At 65.6% G+C, this 14,135-nt stretch carries 15 protein-coding genes and 2 tRNA genes; 8 read left to right on the top strand and 9 right to left on the bottom strand.

All coding sequences use genetic code 11. The features are described 5' to 3' along the window. Window positions 1–98: 98 nt before the first annotated feature. On the bottom strand, window positions 99–962 hold the full coding sequence (locus NKH51_RS17445; protein WP_254762944.1) for an aldo/keto reductase: 864 nt from the start codon (window positions 960–962) through the stop codon (window positions 99–101). Window positions 963–1,145: 183 nt separating this feature from the next. On the opposite strand from NKH51_RS17445, the gene NKH51_RS17450 reads away from it, so the two are divergent. Together NKH51_RS17450 and NKH51_RS18960 are read left to right on the top strand one after the other, a co-directional pair. Continuing rightward, entirely contained in the window at window positions 1,146–1,601 is a 456-nt protein-coding gene (locus tag NKH51_RS17450) for an RDD family protein (RefSeq protein ID WP_254762945.1), read from the top strand. Window positions 1,602–1,918: 317 nt separating this feature from the next. After that, entirely contained in the window at window positions 1,919–2,209 is a 291-nt protein-coding gene (locus NKH51_RS18960) for a DUF7577 domain-containing protein (protein WP_425606678.1), read from the top strand. Between the two features lie 117 nt (window positions 2,210–2,326). On the opposite strand, the gene NKH51_RS17455 is transcribed toward NKH51_RS18960, so the two are convergent. Then, window positions 2,327–2,400 (bottom strand) — tRNA-Phe (locus NKH51_RS17455). Window positions 2,401–2,665: 265 nt separating this feature from the next. Between NKH51_RS17455 and NKH51_RS17460 the strand changes: the two genes are divergently transcribed. Beyond that, window positions 2,666–3,112: a DUF7344 domain-containing protein gene (locus NKH51_RS17460; protein WP_254762946.1), complete on the top strand. Its 447-nt coding sequence runs from the start codon at window positions 2,666–2,668 to the stop codon at window positions 3,110–3,112. Window positions 3,113–3,378: 266 nt separating this feature from the next. Here NKH51_RS17460 and NKH51_RS17465 read toward each other — a convergent pair. Then, window positions 3,379–3,452 (bottom strand) — tRNA-Val (locus tag NKH51_RS17465). 62 nt (window positions 3,453–3,514) lie between these two features. Here NKH51_RS17465 and NKH51_RS17470 point away from each other — a divergent pair. Both NKH51_RS17470 and NKH51_RS17475 read left to right on the top strand, forming a co-directional pair. Next, a complete protein-coding gene (locus tag NKH51_RS17470) occupies window positions 3,515–4,129 on the top strand; it encodes a DUF192 domain-containing protein (protein ID WP_254762947.1) in 615 nt (204 codons plus the stop codon). A gap of 37 nt (window positions 4,130–4,166) precedes the next feature. Then, the gene (locus NKH51_RS17475) at window positions 4,167–6,104 is read left to right on the top strand and encodes an ABC transporter ATP-binding protein (RefSeq protein WP_254762948.1); all 1,938 of its coding nucleotides are present in this window, start codon (window positions 4,167–4,169) and stop codon (window positions 6,102–6,104) included. A 24-nt stretch (window positions 6,105–6,128) separates the two neighbouring features. Here the strand turns inward: NKH51_RS17475 and NKH51_RS17480 are convergent, their stop codons facing one another. After that, window positions 6,129–6,473, bottom strand: a complete 345-nt coding sequence (locus NKH51_RS17480; protein ID WP_254762949.1) for a DUF5789 family protein — start codon at window positions 6,471–6,473, stop codon at window positions 6,129–6,131. Between the two features lie 161 nt (window positions 6,474–6,634). On the opposite strand from NKH51_RS17480, the gene NKH51_RS17485 reads away from it, so the two are divergent. After that, window positions 6,635–7,372, top strand: coding sequence for a creatininase family protein (locus NKH51_RS17485; RefSeq protein WP_254762950.1), 738 nt, complete (start codon window positions 6,635–6,637; stop codon window positions 7,370–7,372). Between the two features lie 36 nt (window positions 7,373–7,408). On the opposite strand, the gene NKH51_RS17490 is transcribed toward NKH51_RS17485, so the two are convergent. After that, entirely contained in the window at window positions 7,409–7,855 is a 447-nt protein-coding gene (locus tag NKH51_RS17490; RefSeq protein WP_254762951.1) for a DUF5790 family protein, read from the bottom strand. A 310-nt stretch (window positions 7,856–8,165) separates the two neighbouring features. Then, on the bottom strand, window positions 8,166–8,525 hold the full coding sequence (locus NKH51_RS17495; RefSeq protein WP_254762952.1) for a dihydroneopterin aldolase family protein: 360 nt from the start codon (window positions 8,523–8,525) through the stop codon (window positions 8,166–8,168). Window positions 8,526–8,895: 370 nt separating this feature from the next. Here NKH51_RS17495 and azf point away from each other — a divergent pair, with 370 nt between their 5' ends. Next, window positions 8,896–9,669 (top strand): NAD-dependent glucose-6-phosphate dehydrogenase Azf, encoded by a 774-nt coding sequence (azf, locus tag NKH51_RS17500; protein ID WP_254762953.1) that lies wholly within the window; start codon window positions 8,896–8,898, stop codon window positions 9,667–9,669. Window positions 9,670–9,770: 101 nt separating this feature from the next. Next, a complete protein-coding gene (locus tag NKH51_RS17505; RefSeq protein ID WP_254762954.1) occupies window positions 9,771–10,742 on the top strand; it encodes an aldo/keto reductase in 972 nt (323 codons plus the stop codon). Window positions 10,743–10,787: 45 nt separating this feature from the next. Here the strand turns inward: NKH51_RS17505 and NKH51_RS17510 are convergent, their stop codons facing one another. From NKH51_RS17510 to NKH51_RS17520, 3 genes are all read right to left on the bottom strand, one after another. Then, complete coding sequence (locus NKH51_RS17510) at window positions 10,788–11,660, bottom strand: LLM class F420-dependent oxidoreductase (protein WP_254762955.1); 873 nt, start codon at window positions 11,658–11,660, stop codon at window positions 10,788–10,790. Between the two features lie 377 nt (window positions 11,661–12,037). Continuing rightward, window positions 12,038–12,652, bottom strand: a complete 615-nt coding sequence (locus tag NKH51_RS17515; RefSeq protein ID WP_254762956.1) for a DUF309 domain-containing protein — start codon at window positions 12,650–12,652, stop codon at window positions 12,038–12,040. A gap of 342 nt (window positions 12,653–12,994) precedes the next feature. After that, window positions 12,995–14,092 carry an aminopeptidase gene (locus NKH51_RS17520; protein WP_254762957.1) on the bottom strand — a complete coding sequence of 366 codons (1,098 nt, stop codon included), beginning with the start codon at window positions 14,090–14,092 and terminating at the stop codon, window positions 12,995–12,997. Window positions 14,093–14,135 lie beyond the last annotated feature (43 nt).

A 14,135-nucleotide genomic window follows, 5' to 3' on the forward strand; every position in this document is an offset into this window, starting at 1 on the left:
GCGGTGATCTATCAGTCTTCCGTGATTCGGCGGGGACGACCGGTCGTACCGGGCGCGCTTCTCGCTCGCGGACCCGGCTCGAAGTCGACCGTTTCGACTTACTCCGCCGCGTCGGTCAGCCGCTGTACCTCGTCGTCGGACAGCGACAGCCGCGAGGCGGCGACGTTCGACTCGAGGTGGTCGGGGTCGGACGTGCCCGGAATCGGGAGGATCACGTCGGAGCGCTCGAGCAGCCACGCCAGCCCGACCTGTCGCCGGGTCGCGTCGTGCTCGCCGGCGATCTCGTCGAGCAGATCGCCGTGTGCGTCCAGGTCGTCGCCGTTGATCGGCGCCCACGGGATGAAGCCGATGTCGTGTTCGTCGCAGTACTCGAGGGCCTCGCGGCTGCCGCGGTCGTTCAGGTTGTACCGGTTCTGGACGGTCGCGACCTCGACGTGTTCGCGGGCGCGCTCGATGAGGTCGACCGAGACGTTGCTGAGGCCGACCTGATCGACGAGCCCGTCGTCCTGAAGGTCGGCGAAGGCCTGTACGGAGTCTTCGAACGGCGTGTCCTCGTCGTCAGGTCGGTGAAACTGGTAGAGGTCGATGGTGTCGGTCCGCAGCCGGTCGAGCGAGGTGAGGGCCTGATTGCGGATGTAGTCGGGGTCGCCGTGGGCGATCCAGTCGCCGGAGCGGTTGCGCAGCAGGCCGGCCTTGGTCGCGACCAGCACGTCGTCGGGGTCGCCGATCGCCTCCCCGATGAGCCGCTCGCTGACGGCGGGGCCGTAGGAGTCGGCCGTGTCGACGAAATCGACGCCGCAGTCGACGGCGTGTTCGACGACCTCGCGTGCAGTCTCCTCGTCGTCGGGCGCGCCGATGATGTCCTCGCCACAGAGCCGCATCGCACCGAAGCCGAGGCGGTGGACGGTCCTGTCGCCGATCTCGAACGTGTCGCTCTCGTTGGTGATCGAGTTGCTGCTCACGGTTTCGGTACCGGGCCGCGGAGGGAAAATCGTTAGCCGTTGCGAGTGCCTTGCCGGAACCGCTGCTGGAGAGCGGTTCGGATCGAGCCTCTGGGGCTGTTCCTCTGCTCGAGCGGATCGATCCGTTCGGAATTTGGCCAACAGACTGTAATATTAAAACATTATTTATTATCATGTAGCTTCATGCAACGGTATCCAACACCGAACACGAACGAAATTGCCGGCGTTCTCGACCGACGCGCCGAAGCACTCATCATCGACGGCTTGCTCGTCGCGATCGCAGTCGGTATGCTCGGCTACGTCTTGGGACTGGTCGCAATCGGCGGCTCGCTCGGCGGATTCGGCGGCTTCTTGCTCGCCGTCCAGTTCGGCGCACCGGTCGCACTCGTGGTGTATCAGGCAGCCTTCGAAGGGTACTACGGACAGGCGGTCGGCAAACGGGCGCGGGGAATCGTCGTCGTTAGAAAGGACGGGTCTCGCTGCACCTGGGGGGCGGCCGGACTTCGGAACCTTCTCCGAACCGTCGATATCCTCCCGGTTTTCTACATCGTCGGCATCGTCACCGCCTACATCTCCGCCGACCAGAAACGCCTCGGCGATCTCGCCGCGCGGACGGTCGTCGTTTCGACCGATTCCTGACGGGCCTCGCGTCGCTGCCTCGTCCGATACCTCCCGTCGTCGCTCACCCGTCGGTGATAAACGAGTTCCGTGCCGGTGGGTAGCTCACGATCGTCGAGAGCCACAGCGTGTACGACAGGAGGAACGCGAGCGGGGCGAAGGAGACGGCACACAGCAGGTGAATGCGGCCCGCAACATCATCTTCGAGATCGGCGGCTGGATCGGAGCGTCGTAGACGGGCATCGCGACCGCCGAACTGCCGATCGCGACTCCCCTCTGGTTCTTGCCGACTGACACCAATGCACACGATCTAACTTGCCGGCGACCGTAGCTCTGCTGTGGTCTCCCCCGGACAGATTTACGCCGCGGTCTGCATTGGCCTCCTGCTCGCCGCGTTAGGGATCTGTCTCCCGGTCCTCGGCGGCATCTTTCGGGACGGCCTCGAGCGCCAGCGAGACCGTCAGTCCGAAGCAAGCAGCCGCGACGCTGCGGACGAGACGGCCGTTCGAACGTCGACGACTTCGCTCGAGGAGGACACGGCGGAGGGATCGAAACTGACCTGTCGACAGTGCGGTGCGGAGAACGATCCTGCGTTTCGGTACTGTCGATGCTGTGTGGGGCTGATCTGACCGCCGACCCCACGGCGTTGCGTTTTCGGACATCGACACCGCGCACGGACCAACCGGTACCCGTACGTCGTCCGTGGATTGCAACGCTCTTCCACAGATATCCACGTCGGAGAGAAATGCCGCCTCCCGGATTTGAACCGGGGACAGCTCGATCTTCAGTCGAGTGCTCTCCCAGTCTGAGCTAAGGCGGCCCACTCTTCTCTCCGTCCATGGTATAAAAAAGGATTTCGGATCGGAATCGTCGTCCCCGGTCCCCTTACAGGAAATTCGTCCTCGGTTCGAGCTGGTCACCCACTGACGGTTACAACGACAATACCGTCACGTCTTCTCACGTAAGGTACGCGAACAACATGTTACAGGTCGGATACAGTGGCGCCTCCACACGATTCCTCCTCGTCTGTTAGATTATCGGATATTCAAGACACCCTTTTGCGCTCCGGGGGGTAATATCATGTTATGGAAGCCCTTACCTCGAGCCGGGCGGCCGAAGAGCTGTCTGCCGACACGATCCTCGAACTACTGGCGAACCGACGGCGACGCTACTTGCTCTACGCGCTCCGTGGACAGGAGGCCCCGATCGAGCTTTCGACGCTCGCCGAGACGGTCGCCGGCTGGGAACACGACGTGCCGCCGGACGAAGTCGCGAAAAACGAGTACAAGAGCGTCTACGTTTCCTCGGTGCAGTGTCACGTCCCGAAACTGGACGACGCCGGCGTCGTCGACCACGACGAGGACAACCACACCGTTATCCTCGCGGACAACTTCGACCAGCTCGAGCCGTACCTCCGGGTCGTCGTCAAAGACGAGCCGGAGAACTCGACGCTCCACGCCGCCTTACAGACCGAGTCAGGCGACGGCCTGCTCGGTCAGATCCGGGAGAACGTAGCGCGCCTCAAGCAGTGACTACTCCGATTCCCGCCCGTACGACCCGGCATAGTGAGTGATTAGCCTGTCCGGACTCGAGGGATCGGCTGATGCGTCGGTGGGTTCGCCCGCCTGCTGTCGGTTCTTGGCCGCTCGAGCGGTTCGTACTCGATCGGCCGATCGAAGGACTCGGGCGGGTTCGAACGACGCGAAGACTCGCTCACTGCGTTCGCTCCGTCTTCTCTCGTTCGAACCGCCGCTCGCGACAGATGTCTGCCGCTCACGTATTGTTTGCGGCAGAAATATGGGCTCGGGCGGGTTCGAACCACCGACCTCGGCCTTGTAAAGGCCGCGTCATGACCAGCTAGACCACGAGCCCGCATTCGGGTGGAGTGCCCCCGTCCGAATAACCTTTACCTTCTCGCGGCACAGCTATCGTGCATGGCACTCGAGCGCGTATGGAAGGTGCTTCTCGTCGTCGGGATCGTCGGCCTCGGTAGCGTCGTCCTCGTCCAGGCCGGATTCGTCTCGCCCCCGTGGGGACCCGACGAAGGGACCGCCCGCGTCACCGACAACGAATCCGACGACGATCCCAAGGCCGTCATCGATGTGGAGGTCGCAACTTCCTACCAGGAAAAGCGTACTGGACTGAGCAACCACGAATCGCTCGAGTCGGGCAACGGCATGCTATTCGTCTTTGACCAGGAAGCGGACCGAACGTTCGTGATGCGGGAGATGGACTTCCCCATCGACATCATCTACATCGGTGCCGATCACGAGATCACGTCGATCCACCACGCCCGTGCACCCGGCCCAAACGAGGACGGGAACAACATCCGGTACCCCGGTCGCGGAAAGTGGGTCCTCGAGGTGCCACGCGGCTACACGAACGAGACGGGGATCGACGTCGGCGATTACGTCGAGATCGATCTCGAGTCCAATCAGACGATCGTCTCCGAAGCAGGCGCGAGTGCCGGCGCGGTCGCGCCGATCGCCGCGAGCGGTGTCTCGAGTGCACGACGAGCGGCCGAGCGCGCGAGCTATTTCGATTCGTAGGTAACTCTTTTTGCCGGCGGTCCCTGAGCCCCGGTCAATGAGTAGCGCCGAGCTGGACGAGGACGATCCCTTCGAGGAGGAGCGCGAGGCGGTCGAGAATCCGATGAAGCGCCTGTTCCTCGAGTACGGGTCGAACTATCTGGGCGCGGCGACCCTGGGTGTGATCGCGAGCGTCGCGGCCCGAGTCCTCGACCTGCTCCCGGCGCTGATGCTGGGGGTCGCGATCGACGCCGTCATCCGCCAAGAGATCGGCTACGTCGAGGCGTTCCCGATCGGCGGAGGGCTGATCGCGCCGTACGTCCCGGAGGCTCGGATGGCCCAGTTCTGGCTGACGATCGGGATCATCGCGAGCGCGTTCTTGCTCTCGGCTATCTTCCACTGGACTCGCAACTGGGGCTTTAACACCTTCGCCCAGAACGTCCAGCACGATGTCAGAACCGACACTTACGACGAGATGCAGCGGCTGAACATGGGATTTTTCGCCGACAAGCAGACCGGCGAGATGATGTCGATCCTCTCAAACGACGTCAATCGCCTCGAGAAGTTCTTGAACGACGGAATGAACTCCATGTTCCGGCTGGTCGTGATGGTATTCGGCATCGGCGGCTTACTGGTCGCGATCAACTGGCAGTTGGCGCTGGTCGCCTTGCTACCGGTACCGCTGATCGCGGTGTTCACCTACCTGTTCATCCAGACGATCCAGCCCAAGTACGCCGAGGTACGCTCGACCGTCGGCAGGGTCAACTCCCGGCTCGAGAACAACCTCGGCGGCATCCAGGTCATCAAATCGAGTACGACCGAGTCCTACGAATCAAACCGCGTCGAAGACGTCTCTCAGGAGTACCTCGACGCGAACTGGAGCGCGATTCGCACCCGGATCAAGTTCTTCCCCGGCCTGCGCGTCCTCGCGGGGATCGGCTTCGTCATCACGTTCCTCGTCGGCGGGCTCTGGGTCATCGGCGGTCCGCCGGGGCCGTTCTCGGGCGAGTTGAGCACCGGGATGTTCGTCGTCTTCATCCTCTACACCCAGCGCTTCATCTGGCCGATGGCCCAGTTCGGGCAGATCATCAACATGTACCAGCGCGCCCGCGCCTCGAGCGCCCGCATCTTCGGGCTGATGGACCAGCCCAACCGGGTCGGCGAGGACCCCGACGCCCCCGACCTCGAAGTCACCGAGGGAAGCGTCGAGTACGACCGCGTCTCCTTCGGCTACGACGAAGACGAGGCGATCATCCGGAACGTCGACTTCTCCGTCGACGGCGGCGAGACGGTCGCGCTAGTCGGTCCCACCGGGGCCGGCAAGTCGACGGTCCTCAAGCTCCTCTTGCGGATGTACGACGTCGACGAGGGGGCGATCCGAATCGACGGGCAGGACATCCAGCACGTCACGCTTCGGAGCCTGCGCGAGTCGCTCGGCTACGTCAGTCAGGACACGTTCCTCTTCTACGGCAGCGTCGCGGAGAACATCACCTACGGGACCTTCGACGCCGACCGCGAGGACGTGATCGAGGCTGCGAAGATGGCCGAGGCTCACGAGTTCATCACCAACCTGCCCGACGGCTACGACACCGAGGTCGGCGAGCGCGGCGTCAAGCTCTCGGGCGGCCAGCGCCAGCGGCTCTCGATCGCACGCGCGATCCTGCGGGATCCCGATATCCTCCTCCTCGACGAGGCCACCAGCGACGTCGACACCGAGACTGAGATGCTCATCCAGCGCTCGATCGACGACCTCGCCGCCGACCGGACCACGTTCGCCATCGCCCACCGGCTCTCGACGATCAAGGACGCCGATCTGGTCCTCGTCCTCGAGGGCGGCGAGATCGTCGAACGCGGCACCCACGAGGAACTACTGGAAAACGACGGGCTCTACTCGCACCTCTGGGGCGTCCAGGCCGGCGAGATCGACGAACTTCCTCAGGAGTTCATCGAGCGCGCCCAGCGCCGGCAGGCGCGGACGGAAGTCGGCGACGACTGAAGCGCTGGCATCGGCGCGCTTCGCTCAGAACGACTCCTGTTCGCGCTGGTCGTCCTGCTCCGGCGCGCCCTCGTCCTGTCTGTCCTCGCCCGCCGCGGGCGGCGTGCGGTCGCTGTAGTTCTTCCGCCCGATCGCCTCGTCGCTCACCATGGTCATGATCGCCCCCTCGAGCTCGCCGTAGTCCCGATACTCGTCTTCACCCAGCGGGCCGATGACGCCCTCGAGCGTCGCCGTCTCGCCGCTCATCTCGATCTCCTCGTCGCCGTATTTCTCGAGTAACTCGTCGTGGCCGATCGGGTACGCCTCGTTCTCGAGGTCCGCTTGCAGGTCGCCGAGTTCGACGCCCCGTTCGCGACTGTCGTCTGGCATACTCGGGTCTTCGTGACGCTGCGGAAACGGGTTCGCCCTGCGCTCGCCACGAGGGCGTCGGACCGGTAAGACGAGGCTCGGACTGGCGAGACGAGTCCCGGACCGGCCGGTCCAACGGGGTTACCGCGGGTTTCATGTCCGCGCGGTCGGCATACTCCCGCATGGATCTCTCCGACGCGACGTGGACCGACGTGCGCGACCTCGAGACGGACCTCGCGGTCGTCCCCGTCGGGAGCACGGAACAGCACGGCCCTCACGCGCCCCTCGGGACGGACGTGCTGACCGCCGAGGCGGTCGCCGACGCCGGGATCGAGCGCGTCGACCGCGAGGTCGTGCGCGCGCCGGCGATTCCGGTCGGGATCGCCGAGGAACACCGCCAGTTTCCCGGGACGATGTGGGTCTCCGCGGACACCTTTCGGGACTACGTCGGCGAGGCGGTCGCGAGCCTCGCCCACCACGGCTTCGACCGGGTCGTCCTCGTCAACGGCCACGGCGGCAACGTCGACGCGCTGCGGGAGATGGGTGGGCGACTCACGCGGGACGGCGACGCCTACGTCGTCCCGTTCACCTGGTTCGAGGGCGTCGGCGAACACACCGCTGACATGGGTCACGGCGGCCCCCTCGAGACCGCCCTCTTGCGCCACTGCGCGCCGGATCTGGTCCGCGAAGATCGGATCGAAGAGTCCCGCGCGGGCGCGGCCGACGGCTGGGGCGACTGGACGAGTTACGTCAATCTGGCCTACGACGCGGCGGAGTTTACGGAAAACGGGGTCGTCGGCGATCCGACCGACGGCGACGCCGATCGGGGTGACGAACTGCTCGAGTTAGCGGCCGACGCGCTGGCGCGATTGCTCGAGGCGGTCGCAGAGCGGAACGTCTCGCGACCCGAGCGCCGATAGGGTCCGGGAGCGGTTTGGCTGTGCGGTCAGTGTCGCTCACTCCTCGGCTTCTTCGTCGTCCGTGGCGTCGTCGGCATCGTCCGCGTCCGCTGGCCCGGCACCCTCGAGCGTGCCACGCAGCGCCGGAATCGTCGAGGTGAGTTCGCTCACCTGTTCGCCGGCTTCGGAGATGTCTGTGATCGCGTCCTCGAGGTCGGCGATCTCATCCTCTAAGTCGTCGGCGTCGTCGAAGGCGTCGGCGCGCTGGCCCATGGTGAACCACTTCTTGGCGTCGCGGAGGTGCTCCTCGGCGTCGCCGGCGTTTAACGCGGAGTTTAAGCCGTTGAGGACGCCCAACACGTTGTCGGCGTCGGCCTCCCAGACGTCGTCGGCGTCGGGCAGGGCCGCCCAGGCTGCTGCGAGCGAGGATTCGACGTCCTCGCGCATCTCGTTTGCCGCTTCCCCGAACAGTTCGTCGTCGTCGCCGAACGTGGCTTGGCTCATGTCATCGCCTTTGCGGGCACCGGGGTTAAAAGGTCGCCCGAAAGTGAAAGTGAAATCGGTCGCGAGCGGATCGATATCGGTCGAACGGCGGCGAGGTTTCGAAAGGGAGGTCCTCGGGTGGGACCGATTAGCCGGGACCAGAAAGCATATTCCATGCACCGTCCACCCTCCCAGTAGGACGGTGGACAGCGGGTAGGGGTACTCGCGGATTCTGTCCACCGGTTTATCGACCGCCGAGCGGCGCGTTGGTCTCGGTTTCGCGACATCCCAGTTTTGCCAGCCGGTGACCGCTCGGAGCGCGGTCGGCGCGTCACTCTCGGACCGACTCGAGGCGCATCAGCGGATAGCCGTCTTCCATTTCCATGCGGGTAACGACCTCGCAGCCCTCGTAGTCGACGACGATCTCGACCTCGAGGAAGCGCCCCGTCAGTTCGGTGTAGTCGGCCGTCGACTCGGCGAGTGCGGCCTCGAGGTCGTCGCGTTGGACCGCGACGGTGACGGCCGTGCAGTGGGGCTGGTTCTCGATGGCCTCCTCCATGGCGGTCTCGAGGCTCGCGGCGCTGTCCGGCGAGAGCGGGGTGCCGGCGAACTGGTGGTAGAGCGAGCCGAACTTGATGCCGGCCTCGAAACAGGCTGCTTCGGCGTCCGTGGGTGAGGTCTCTGGAGACATATTGGGTGACTCGAGTGCGGTCGGGAAGGGGATTGCGATGAAAGGGGCTGCCGGAGACATCGTCCCGTTCCGGAGGGCACCGCAGTGTCGTATCTCGAGCAGGCGTTCTGTTCTCGTGGGCACAGGGGATTTCCTCATCCTCCCCAGCCGATTCGCTCACTCCCAGTGGTCGTTCGCTCATCCCTCGCGCACTGTCGTCGGCTCCCCTCACTGTTGTTCGGTCAGCCGACAGTACGCGCCACCGCAGTGAGATCGTCGGTCGGGAACAGGTCGCGAGTCGTCCCTCTTCTCCGAGAGCCGCGTGCCACCACCGCTCGCGCTCCGGGCGAACCGCATGGTTCTTATCGCCGCTTTCCCACACACCGAACGAATGGCACAGTCAGTCCTGCTCACGGGGGCTGCGGGGCGGGTCGGAGAGGCCATCCTCGGCGGCCTCGCGGACGACCACGAGTGGCGGTTGCTGGATCGCGACCCGCCGACGGAAGAGCAACCGGGCGAGTTCGTCGTCGCGGACATCACCGACGGAGAGGCCGTCCGCGAGGCGATGGACGGCATCGACGTCGTCGTCCACCTCGCGGGCGACCCGCGACCGGAAGCGCCGTGGAACAGCGTCCTGACCAACAACATCGATGGCACGCAGACGGTTTTCGAGGCCGCTGCCGATGCCGGCGTCGAGAAGGTCGTCTTCGCCTCGTCGAACCACGCCGTCGGCAACTACGAGACCGACGCGCGCACGCCCGACATGTACCGCACGCACGACGAGTACCGCCTCGATGGGAGTGAACTTCCCCGCCCGAGCAATCTCTACGGCGTCTCGAAGGCCGCCGGTGAGACGCTGGGACGGTACTATCACGACGAGCACGACCTCTCGGTCGTCTGTGTTCGCATCGGCAACCTCACGCAGGGCCACCCGCCGATCGACTACGAGCGCGGACAGGCGATGTGGCTCTCCTACCGGGACTGTGCACACCTGTTCGATCGCTGCATTCGCGCCGACTACGAGTACGAGATCGTCTACGGCATCTCCGACAACGACCGCAAGTACTACTCGATAGAGCGCGCCCGCGACGTGCTGGGCTACGAGCCGCGGGACAACTCCGCGTACTACGACGGCGAAGAGCGGGTCGTCGAACCCGACGCCTGAACGCGCCGTTTCGCCGGCCGTCGGCCGCCACCCTTCTCGAGAGCCGGCAACCCACCCCGAAGAGCCGCGCCCTTTTGCCGCTCGGCGTGGGACCGACCGGCATGGAGTACACCACCCTCGGATCGACGGGGATGACGGTCAGTCGCATCTGTCTGGGCTGCATGAGCTTCGGCACGGGGCGAGAGTGGATGCTCGAGCCCGCGGAGAGTAAGGAACTCATCGACCATGCGATCGATCTCGGGATCAACTTCTTCGACACCGCGAACGTCTATTCGACGGGCGAATCAGAGGAGATCCTGGGCGACGCGCTCGAGGGGTACGACCGCGATTCGCAGGTGGTCGCGACGAAGGTCTTCGCCGAGATGGACCCCGAGAACCCGAACGCGAGCGGCCTCTCGCGGAAGGCCATCGAGCAGGAACTCGCGGCCAGTCTCGATCGGCTGGGGATGGACACGATCGACCTCTACCAGACCCACCGCTGGGACTACGAGACGCCGATCGACGAGACCCTGCGAGCGCTCGACGATGCGGTCCGGCGCGGGCAGGTCCGGTACGTCGGGACCTCCTCGATGTGGGCCCACCAGTTCGCCGAGGCCTTGCAGACCAGCGACGCGCTCGACCTCGAGCGCTTTGCGACGATGCAGAACCACTACAACGTTCTCTACCGCGAGGAAGAGCGGGAGATGCTGCCGCTCTGCGACAAGGAGAACATCGGCGTCATCCCGTGGTCGCCGCTCGCCCGCGGCGTCGCGGCCCGGCCTCACGAAGAGATCGAGGCCACTACGCGCGGACAGACCGACCAGTACTTAGAGCAGATGTCCTACCTCCAGGGTGGCGGCGAGGCGATCAACGAGCGAATTCAGGAGATGGCCGACGACAAGGGCGTCTCGATGGCCCAGATCTCGCTCGCCTGGCTGCTTCACAAAGACTGGGTCGACGCGCCCATCGTCGGGACGACCAGCGTCGAGCATCTGGAAGACGCCGTCGAAGCCCTCGAGATCGACCTCTCCGACTCCGAGATGGAGTACATAGAGGAACCCTACGAGCCGCTGCCGGTGGCGGGCCACGAGTGACGGCCGCGAGCCTCGAGTACCGAGCCGGGCTGCGGTTCGCGGTCCCTACAACAGATCCGTTTCGCGCAGGACTTCGGCGACGTGCTCGAGGTGCTCCGTGTGTTCCTCGCCCTCGAGGCCCTGGTACATCGTCGTGATCGAGAGGTAGTCCGCGCCGAGGTCGTGCCAGGCCTGCGCGCGGTCGATCCAGTCGTCTTCCTCGTCGGGGACGGCGTACATCCGCCCGCCGAGGCCGATTTCGTCGGGGTCGCGGCCGGCCTCCTCGGCGTACTCGTAGAGGTCGGCGAGGTGTTCTTCGGCCTCCTCGCCGGGCTGGAACTGGGGCAACCAGCCATCCGCGAGGCGGGCGACGCGGCGTTTGACCGGCTCGGCCATCCCGCCCATCCAGAGCGGGATCGGCTGCTGGACCGGCAGCGGCCGAATGCCGGCGTCGGGAATCTCGTGGAACTCGCCCTCGAACTCGACGAGTTCGTCGGTCCACAGGTTCCGGAGCACTTCGACCTGTTCTTCGATGCGTCGGCCGCGTTTCGAGAAGTCCTCGCCCAGCGCGACGTACTCGGGTTCGTTCCAGCCGACGCCGACGCCCAGGCGGAACCGGCCGTCGGTGAAGCGATCCAGCTGTGCGGCCTGCTTGGCGACGAGCGCGGTCTGGCGCTGCGGCAGGACGAGAATGCCGGTCATAAAGGCCAGCTCGTCGGTCTGGCCCGCCAGATAGGAGTACGTGGTCAGCGGCTCGTGAAACGTGCTCTCGTAGTCGTAGGGGCCGTCCCACCCCTCGCGGTCGGGGTTTACGCCCAGCACGTGATCGTACGCGACGACGTGTTCGTACCCCGACTGCTCGACCCGTTTCGCGTAGTCGGCGAGCGTCTGCGGGTCGTGGCCGATCTCGAGTTGCGGGAGCACGGTACCGATTTCCATACCCTCGCGTTCGGCCGGGCCGCCCTTGAAACTCTGGTCGCCGGCGAGCGACGGCGGCTATCGGCGTTCCGAACCGTCGACGGTCAGTGGCGCGCGCTGTTGGCGGCCCGAACGCGAGTGAGTGTCGGCCGACAACTTCGTGCGAGGGATGAGTGAGCGCCGACCGGCGCGAACGTTAGCGCGGGACCGTCGATCCCGCGAACCATACGAACGGGGCGAATCCCTGTGAGTAGAAATCGGCTGGGGAGGGCGTGGCACTTCCGTGTTGCCACGATAGCAGAGTTCGCCACTGCGGTGTCGATACTCGAGTCACGAACTCTTCGGCTATCGTCTCCTGTCCGTCTGTCGTCGCTTACGGCTCGAGCACCACCAGTCGATCAGAACAGCCCGTCTACGTCTTCCTCTCGAGCCCGCCGACGCGAGACGTGATCCGTGAGCCGCCGATAGATGATCCCGCGGTGGTCGTCCTCGCGGACGAAATCGAACAGCAGCGTGATGAACCGACTGTCGTCCTCGCCGGCCTCGAGATCCTGTCGCGCGTACGCTCGCGCCCGTCCGACCGGTTCCTCGTCGTAGCCGAACTCCTCGGCGAGGACGACCGCCGCGATCGCGGTCGGCTCGAATCCGATGTCCGCGAGCGTTGGCGTCGTCCCCTCGTGTTCGATTTCCTCCGCTTGCCGCCGCTCGACGACTTCGGGATCGGCCGCGAGCCGGGCGAGAAACGAGCGGATCGGCTCGAGTCGAAGGTCGCGATAGTCGGCGGGCAGTCCCGCAAGGTACTCGCCGGCGCTCTCGGCGAGCCCGACGGCCCCCTCCCAGTTGCGCTCGCGGGCGTGGTAGACCGCGGCGCTGTACTGGATGAGGCCGTGGAGCAGCAACTCGTCGTCGCTGTCGGCCGCGAGCTCGAGCCAGCGGTCCTCCCAAGCGTCGTGGGCGGCGTGGTAATGGCCGTCGTTGAAGACGGCCGCACCCGCCCGGAGCCGATCGCGCATAGCCGTCGTTGGGGCTCGAGACTCGAGAGCGTGACGAAAACGGTGACCGCCGGATACTCCGCCGGGCGCGGCGACGGGGTCGCTCCGGGAGTAAGCGACGCCGTCCCGGACGCCCGACGACGGAGAGACCGCCTCCGGCGAGGCGGGGCAGACAACTATGGATGGGCCGTTCGGGGACACGAAACCCCGATACCGGTTATTGGCCGCCACCGGTGAGGCGGTACTCGACGTGAGGCGACGCGTACGTATTAGTATGGAGTAATTTCCGCGTTCTGGGCGCGGGCGTCCGCGGCCGTAATCGGTGCCTACGGATCGGTCGCTCCCACTGATGTGGCGGCTGGACTATCCGCCGAAGCCGTCTTCGAACCAGAACGTGCCGTCGCGCTGGACGACTTCGCCGTCGACCTCGAGGCGAGAGTCTTCGCTCACGTCGGTGATGAGGTCGACGTGGACGGCCGACTCGTTGCCCGTCTCGCCGTCGGGCAGACAGGCGTCGTAGGCCCGGCCGAGCGCGAGGTGGACGGTGTCGCCCATCTTCTCGTCGAAGAGGATGTTATCCGTGTAGCGATCGATGCCGCGGTTCATCCCGATCCCGAGTTCGCCCAGTCGGCGCGCGCCGTCGTCGGTTTCGAGTACGTCCTCGAGCACGTCTGCGCCCTGGTCGGCGTCGAAATCGACGACCTCACCGCCCTCGAACTCGAGGCGGACGTTGCGGATGGACTCTCCCCGGATCGTCATCGGCACGTCGAAGGTCACCTCACCCTCGGTCGCGTACGGCGCGGTGAAGACCTCGCCGCTAGGCAGGTTGTGCGAATCGTAGGCGACCGAGGCGGCGCTGTTGACCGCCGTGCGGCCGTCGATCTGCATCGTAAGGTCGGTCCCTTCCGAGACGAGTCGAACCTCGTCGCCGTCGTCGAGCAGATCCTTCACTTGAGCCATCTCCTCGGCCAGCGACTCCCAGTCCCGCAGGATCGCCTCGTAGGCGAAGTCCTGATACTCCTCGTAGGCCATGTTCGCCTGCTGGGCGAGCGACCGCGTCGGGTGGACCGTCGAGACCCAGCACGTTCCCAGCCGCAGTTCCCGGAGTTCGCTCCTGGCAGTATTGTACGCTCGTCGCTGCTCGCCGGGCACGTCGGCCGTCGCGCTCGTGTTCCGACCACCGCCCAGCGAGAGGTAGACGTCTGCGTTCTCGAGCAGCGCGCGCTCGTGGGCCGGGTCGTCGTCGAAGTCGCCGTCGTGAGCCCGGAGATACGCCCGCGTGATCTCGCCCGAACTGTAGGTCGCGAGCAGGTTCGCGCCTCGCTCGCCGAGTTTCTCTGCGACTGCAACCGCCAGCTCGTGGGCGTCCGGCCCGACCGAGACGACGACGTCGTCGCCCGCGTCGACGCGAGCGCTCCAGTCGACCAGTACGTCGGCGTGTTCGCGTACGCGTTCGTCCATACGCGTTCCTCTCGAGCGGGCCACTAAACGCTCCCCGTTTCCC

Origin of the sequence: Natrinema marinum (assembly GCF_024296685.1) — an archaeon.
Taxonomy (GTDB): Archaea; Halobacteriota; Halobacteria; order Halobacteriales; family Natrialbaceae; genus Natrinema; species Natrinema marinum.

Excerpts from the sequence above, each read along its gene's own strand:
- NKH51_RS17450 (WP_254762945.1), top strand. The coding sequence starts at position 1,146 with ATGCAACGGTATCCAACACCGAACACGAACGAAATTGCCGGCGTTCTC.
- NKH51_RS17460 (WP_254762946.1), top strand. The coding sequence starts at position 2,666 with ATGGAAGCCCTTACCTCGAGCCGGGCGGCCGAAGAGCTGTCTGCCGAC.
- NKH51_RS17470 (WP_254762947.1), top strand. The coding sequence starts at position 3,515 with ATGGCACTCGAGCGCGTATGGAAGGTGCTTCTCGTCGTCGGGATCGTC.
- NKH51_RS17475 (WP_254762948.1), top strand. The coding sequence starts at position 4,167 with ATGAGTAGCGCCGAGCTGGACGAGGACGATCCCTTCGAGGAGGAGCGC.
- NKH51_RS17480 (WP_254762949.1), bottom strand. The coding sequence starts at position 6,473 with ATGCCAGACGACAGTCGCGAACGGGGCGTCGAACTCGGCGACCTGCAA.
- NKH51_RS17485 (WP_254762950.1), top strand. The coding sequence starts at position 6,635 with ATGGATCTCTCCGACGCGACGTGGACCGACGTGCGCGACCTCGAGACG.
- NKH51_RS17490 (WP_254762951.1), bottom strand. The coding sequence starts at position 7,855 with ATGAGCCAAGCCACGTTCGGCGACGACGACGAACTGTTCGGGGAAGCG.
- NKH51_RS17495 (WP_254762952.1), bottom strand. The coding sequence starts at position 8,525 with ATGTCTCCAGAGACCTCACCCACGGACGCCGAAGCAGCCTGTTTCGAG.
- azf (WP_254762953.1), top strand. The coding sequence starts at position 8,896 with ATGGCACAGTCAGTCCTGCTCACGGGGGCTGCGGGGCGGGTCGGAGAG.
- NKH51_RS17505 (WP_254762954.1), top strand. The coding sequence starts at position 9,771 with ATGGAGTACACCACCCTCGGATCGACGGGGATGACGGTCAGTCGCATC.
- NKH51_RS17510 (WP_254762955.1), bottom strand. The coding sequence starts at position 11,660 with ATGGAAATCGGTACCGTGCTCCCGCAACTCGAGATCGGCCACGACCCG.
- NKH51_RS17515 (WP_254762956.1), bottom strand. The coding sequence starts at position 12,652 with ATGCGCGATCGGCTCCGGGCGGGTGCGGCCGTCTTCAACGACGGCCAT.
- NKH51_RS17520 (WP_254762957.1), bottom strand. The coding sequence starts at position 14,092 with ATGGACGAACGCGTACGCGAACACGCCGACGTACTGGTCGACTGGAGC.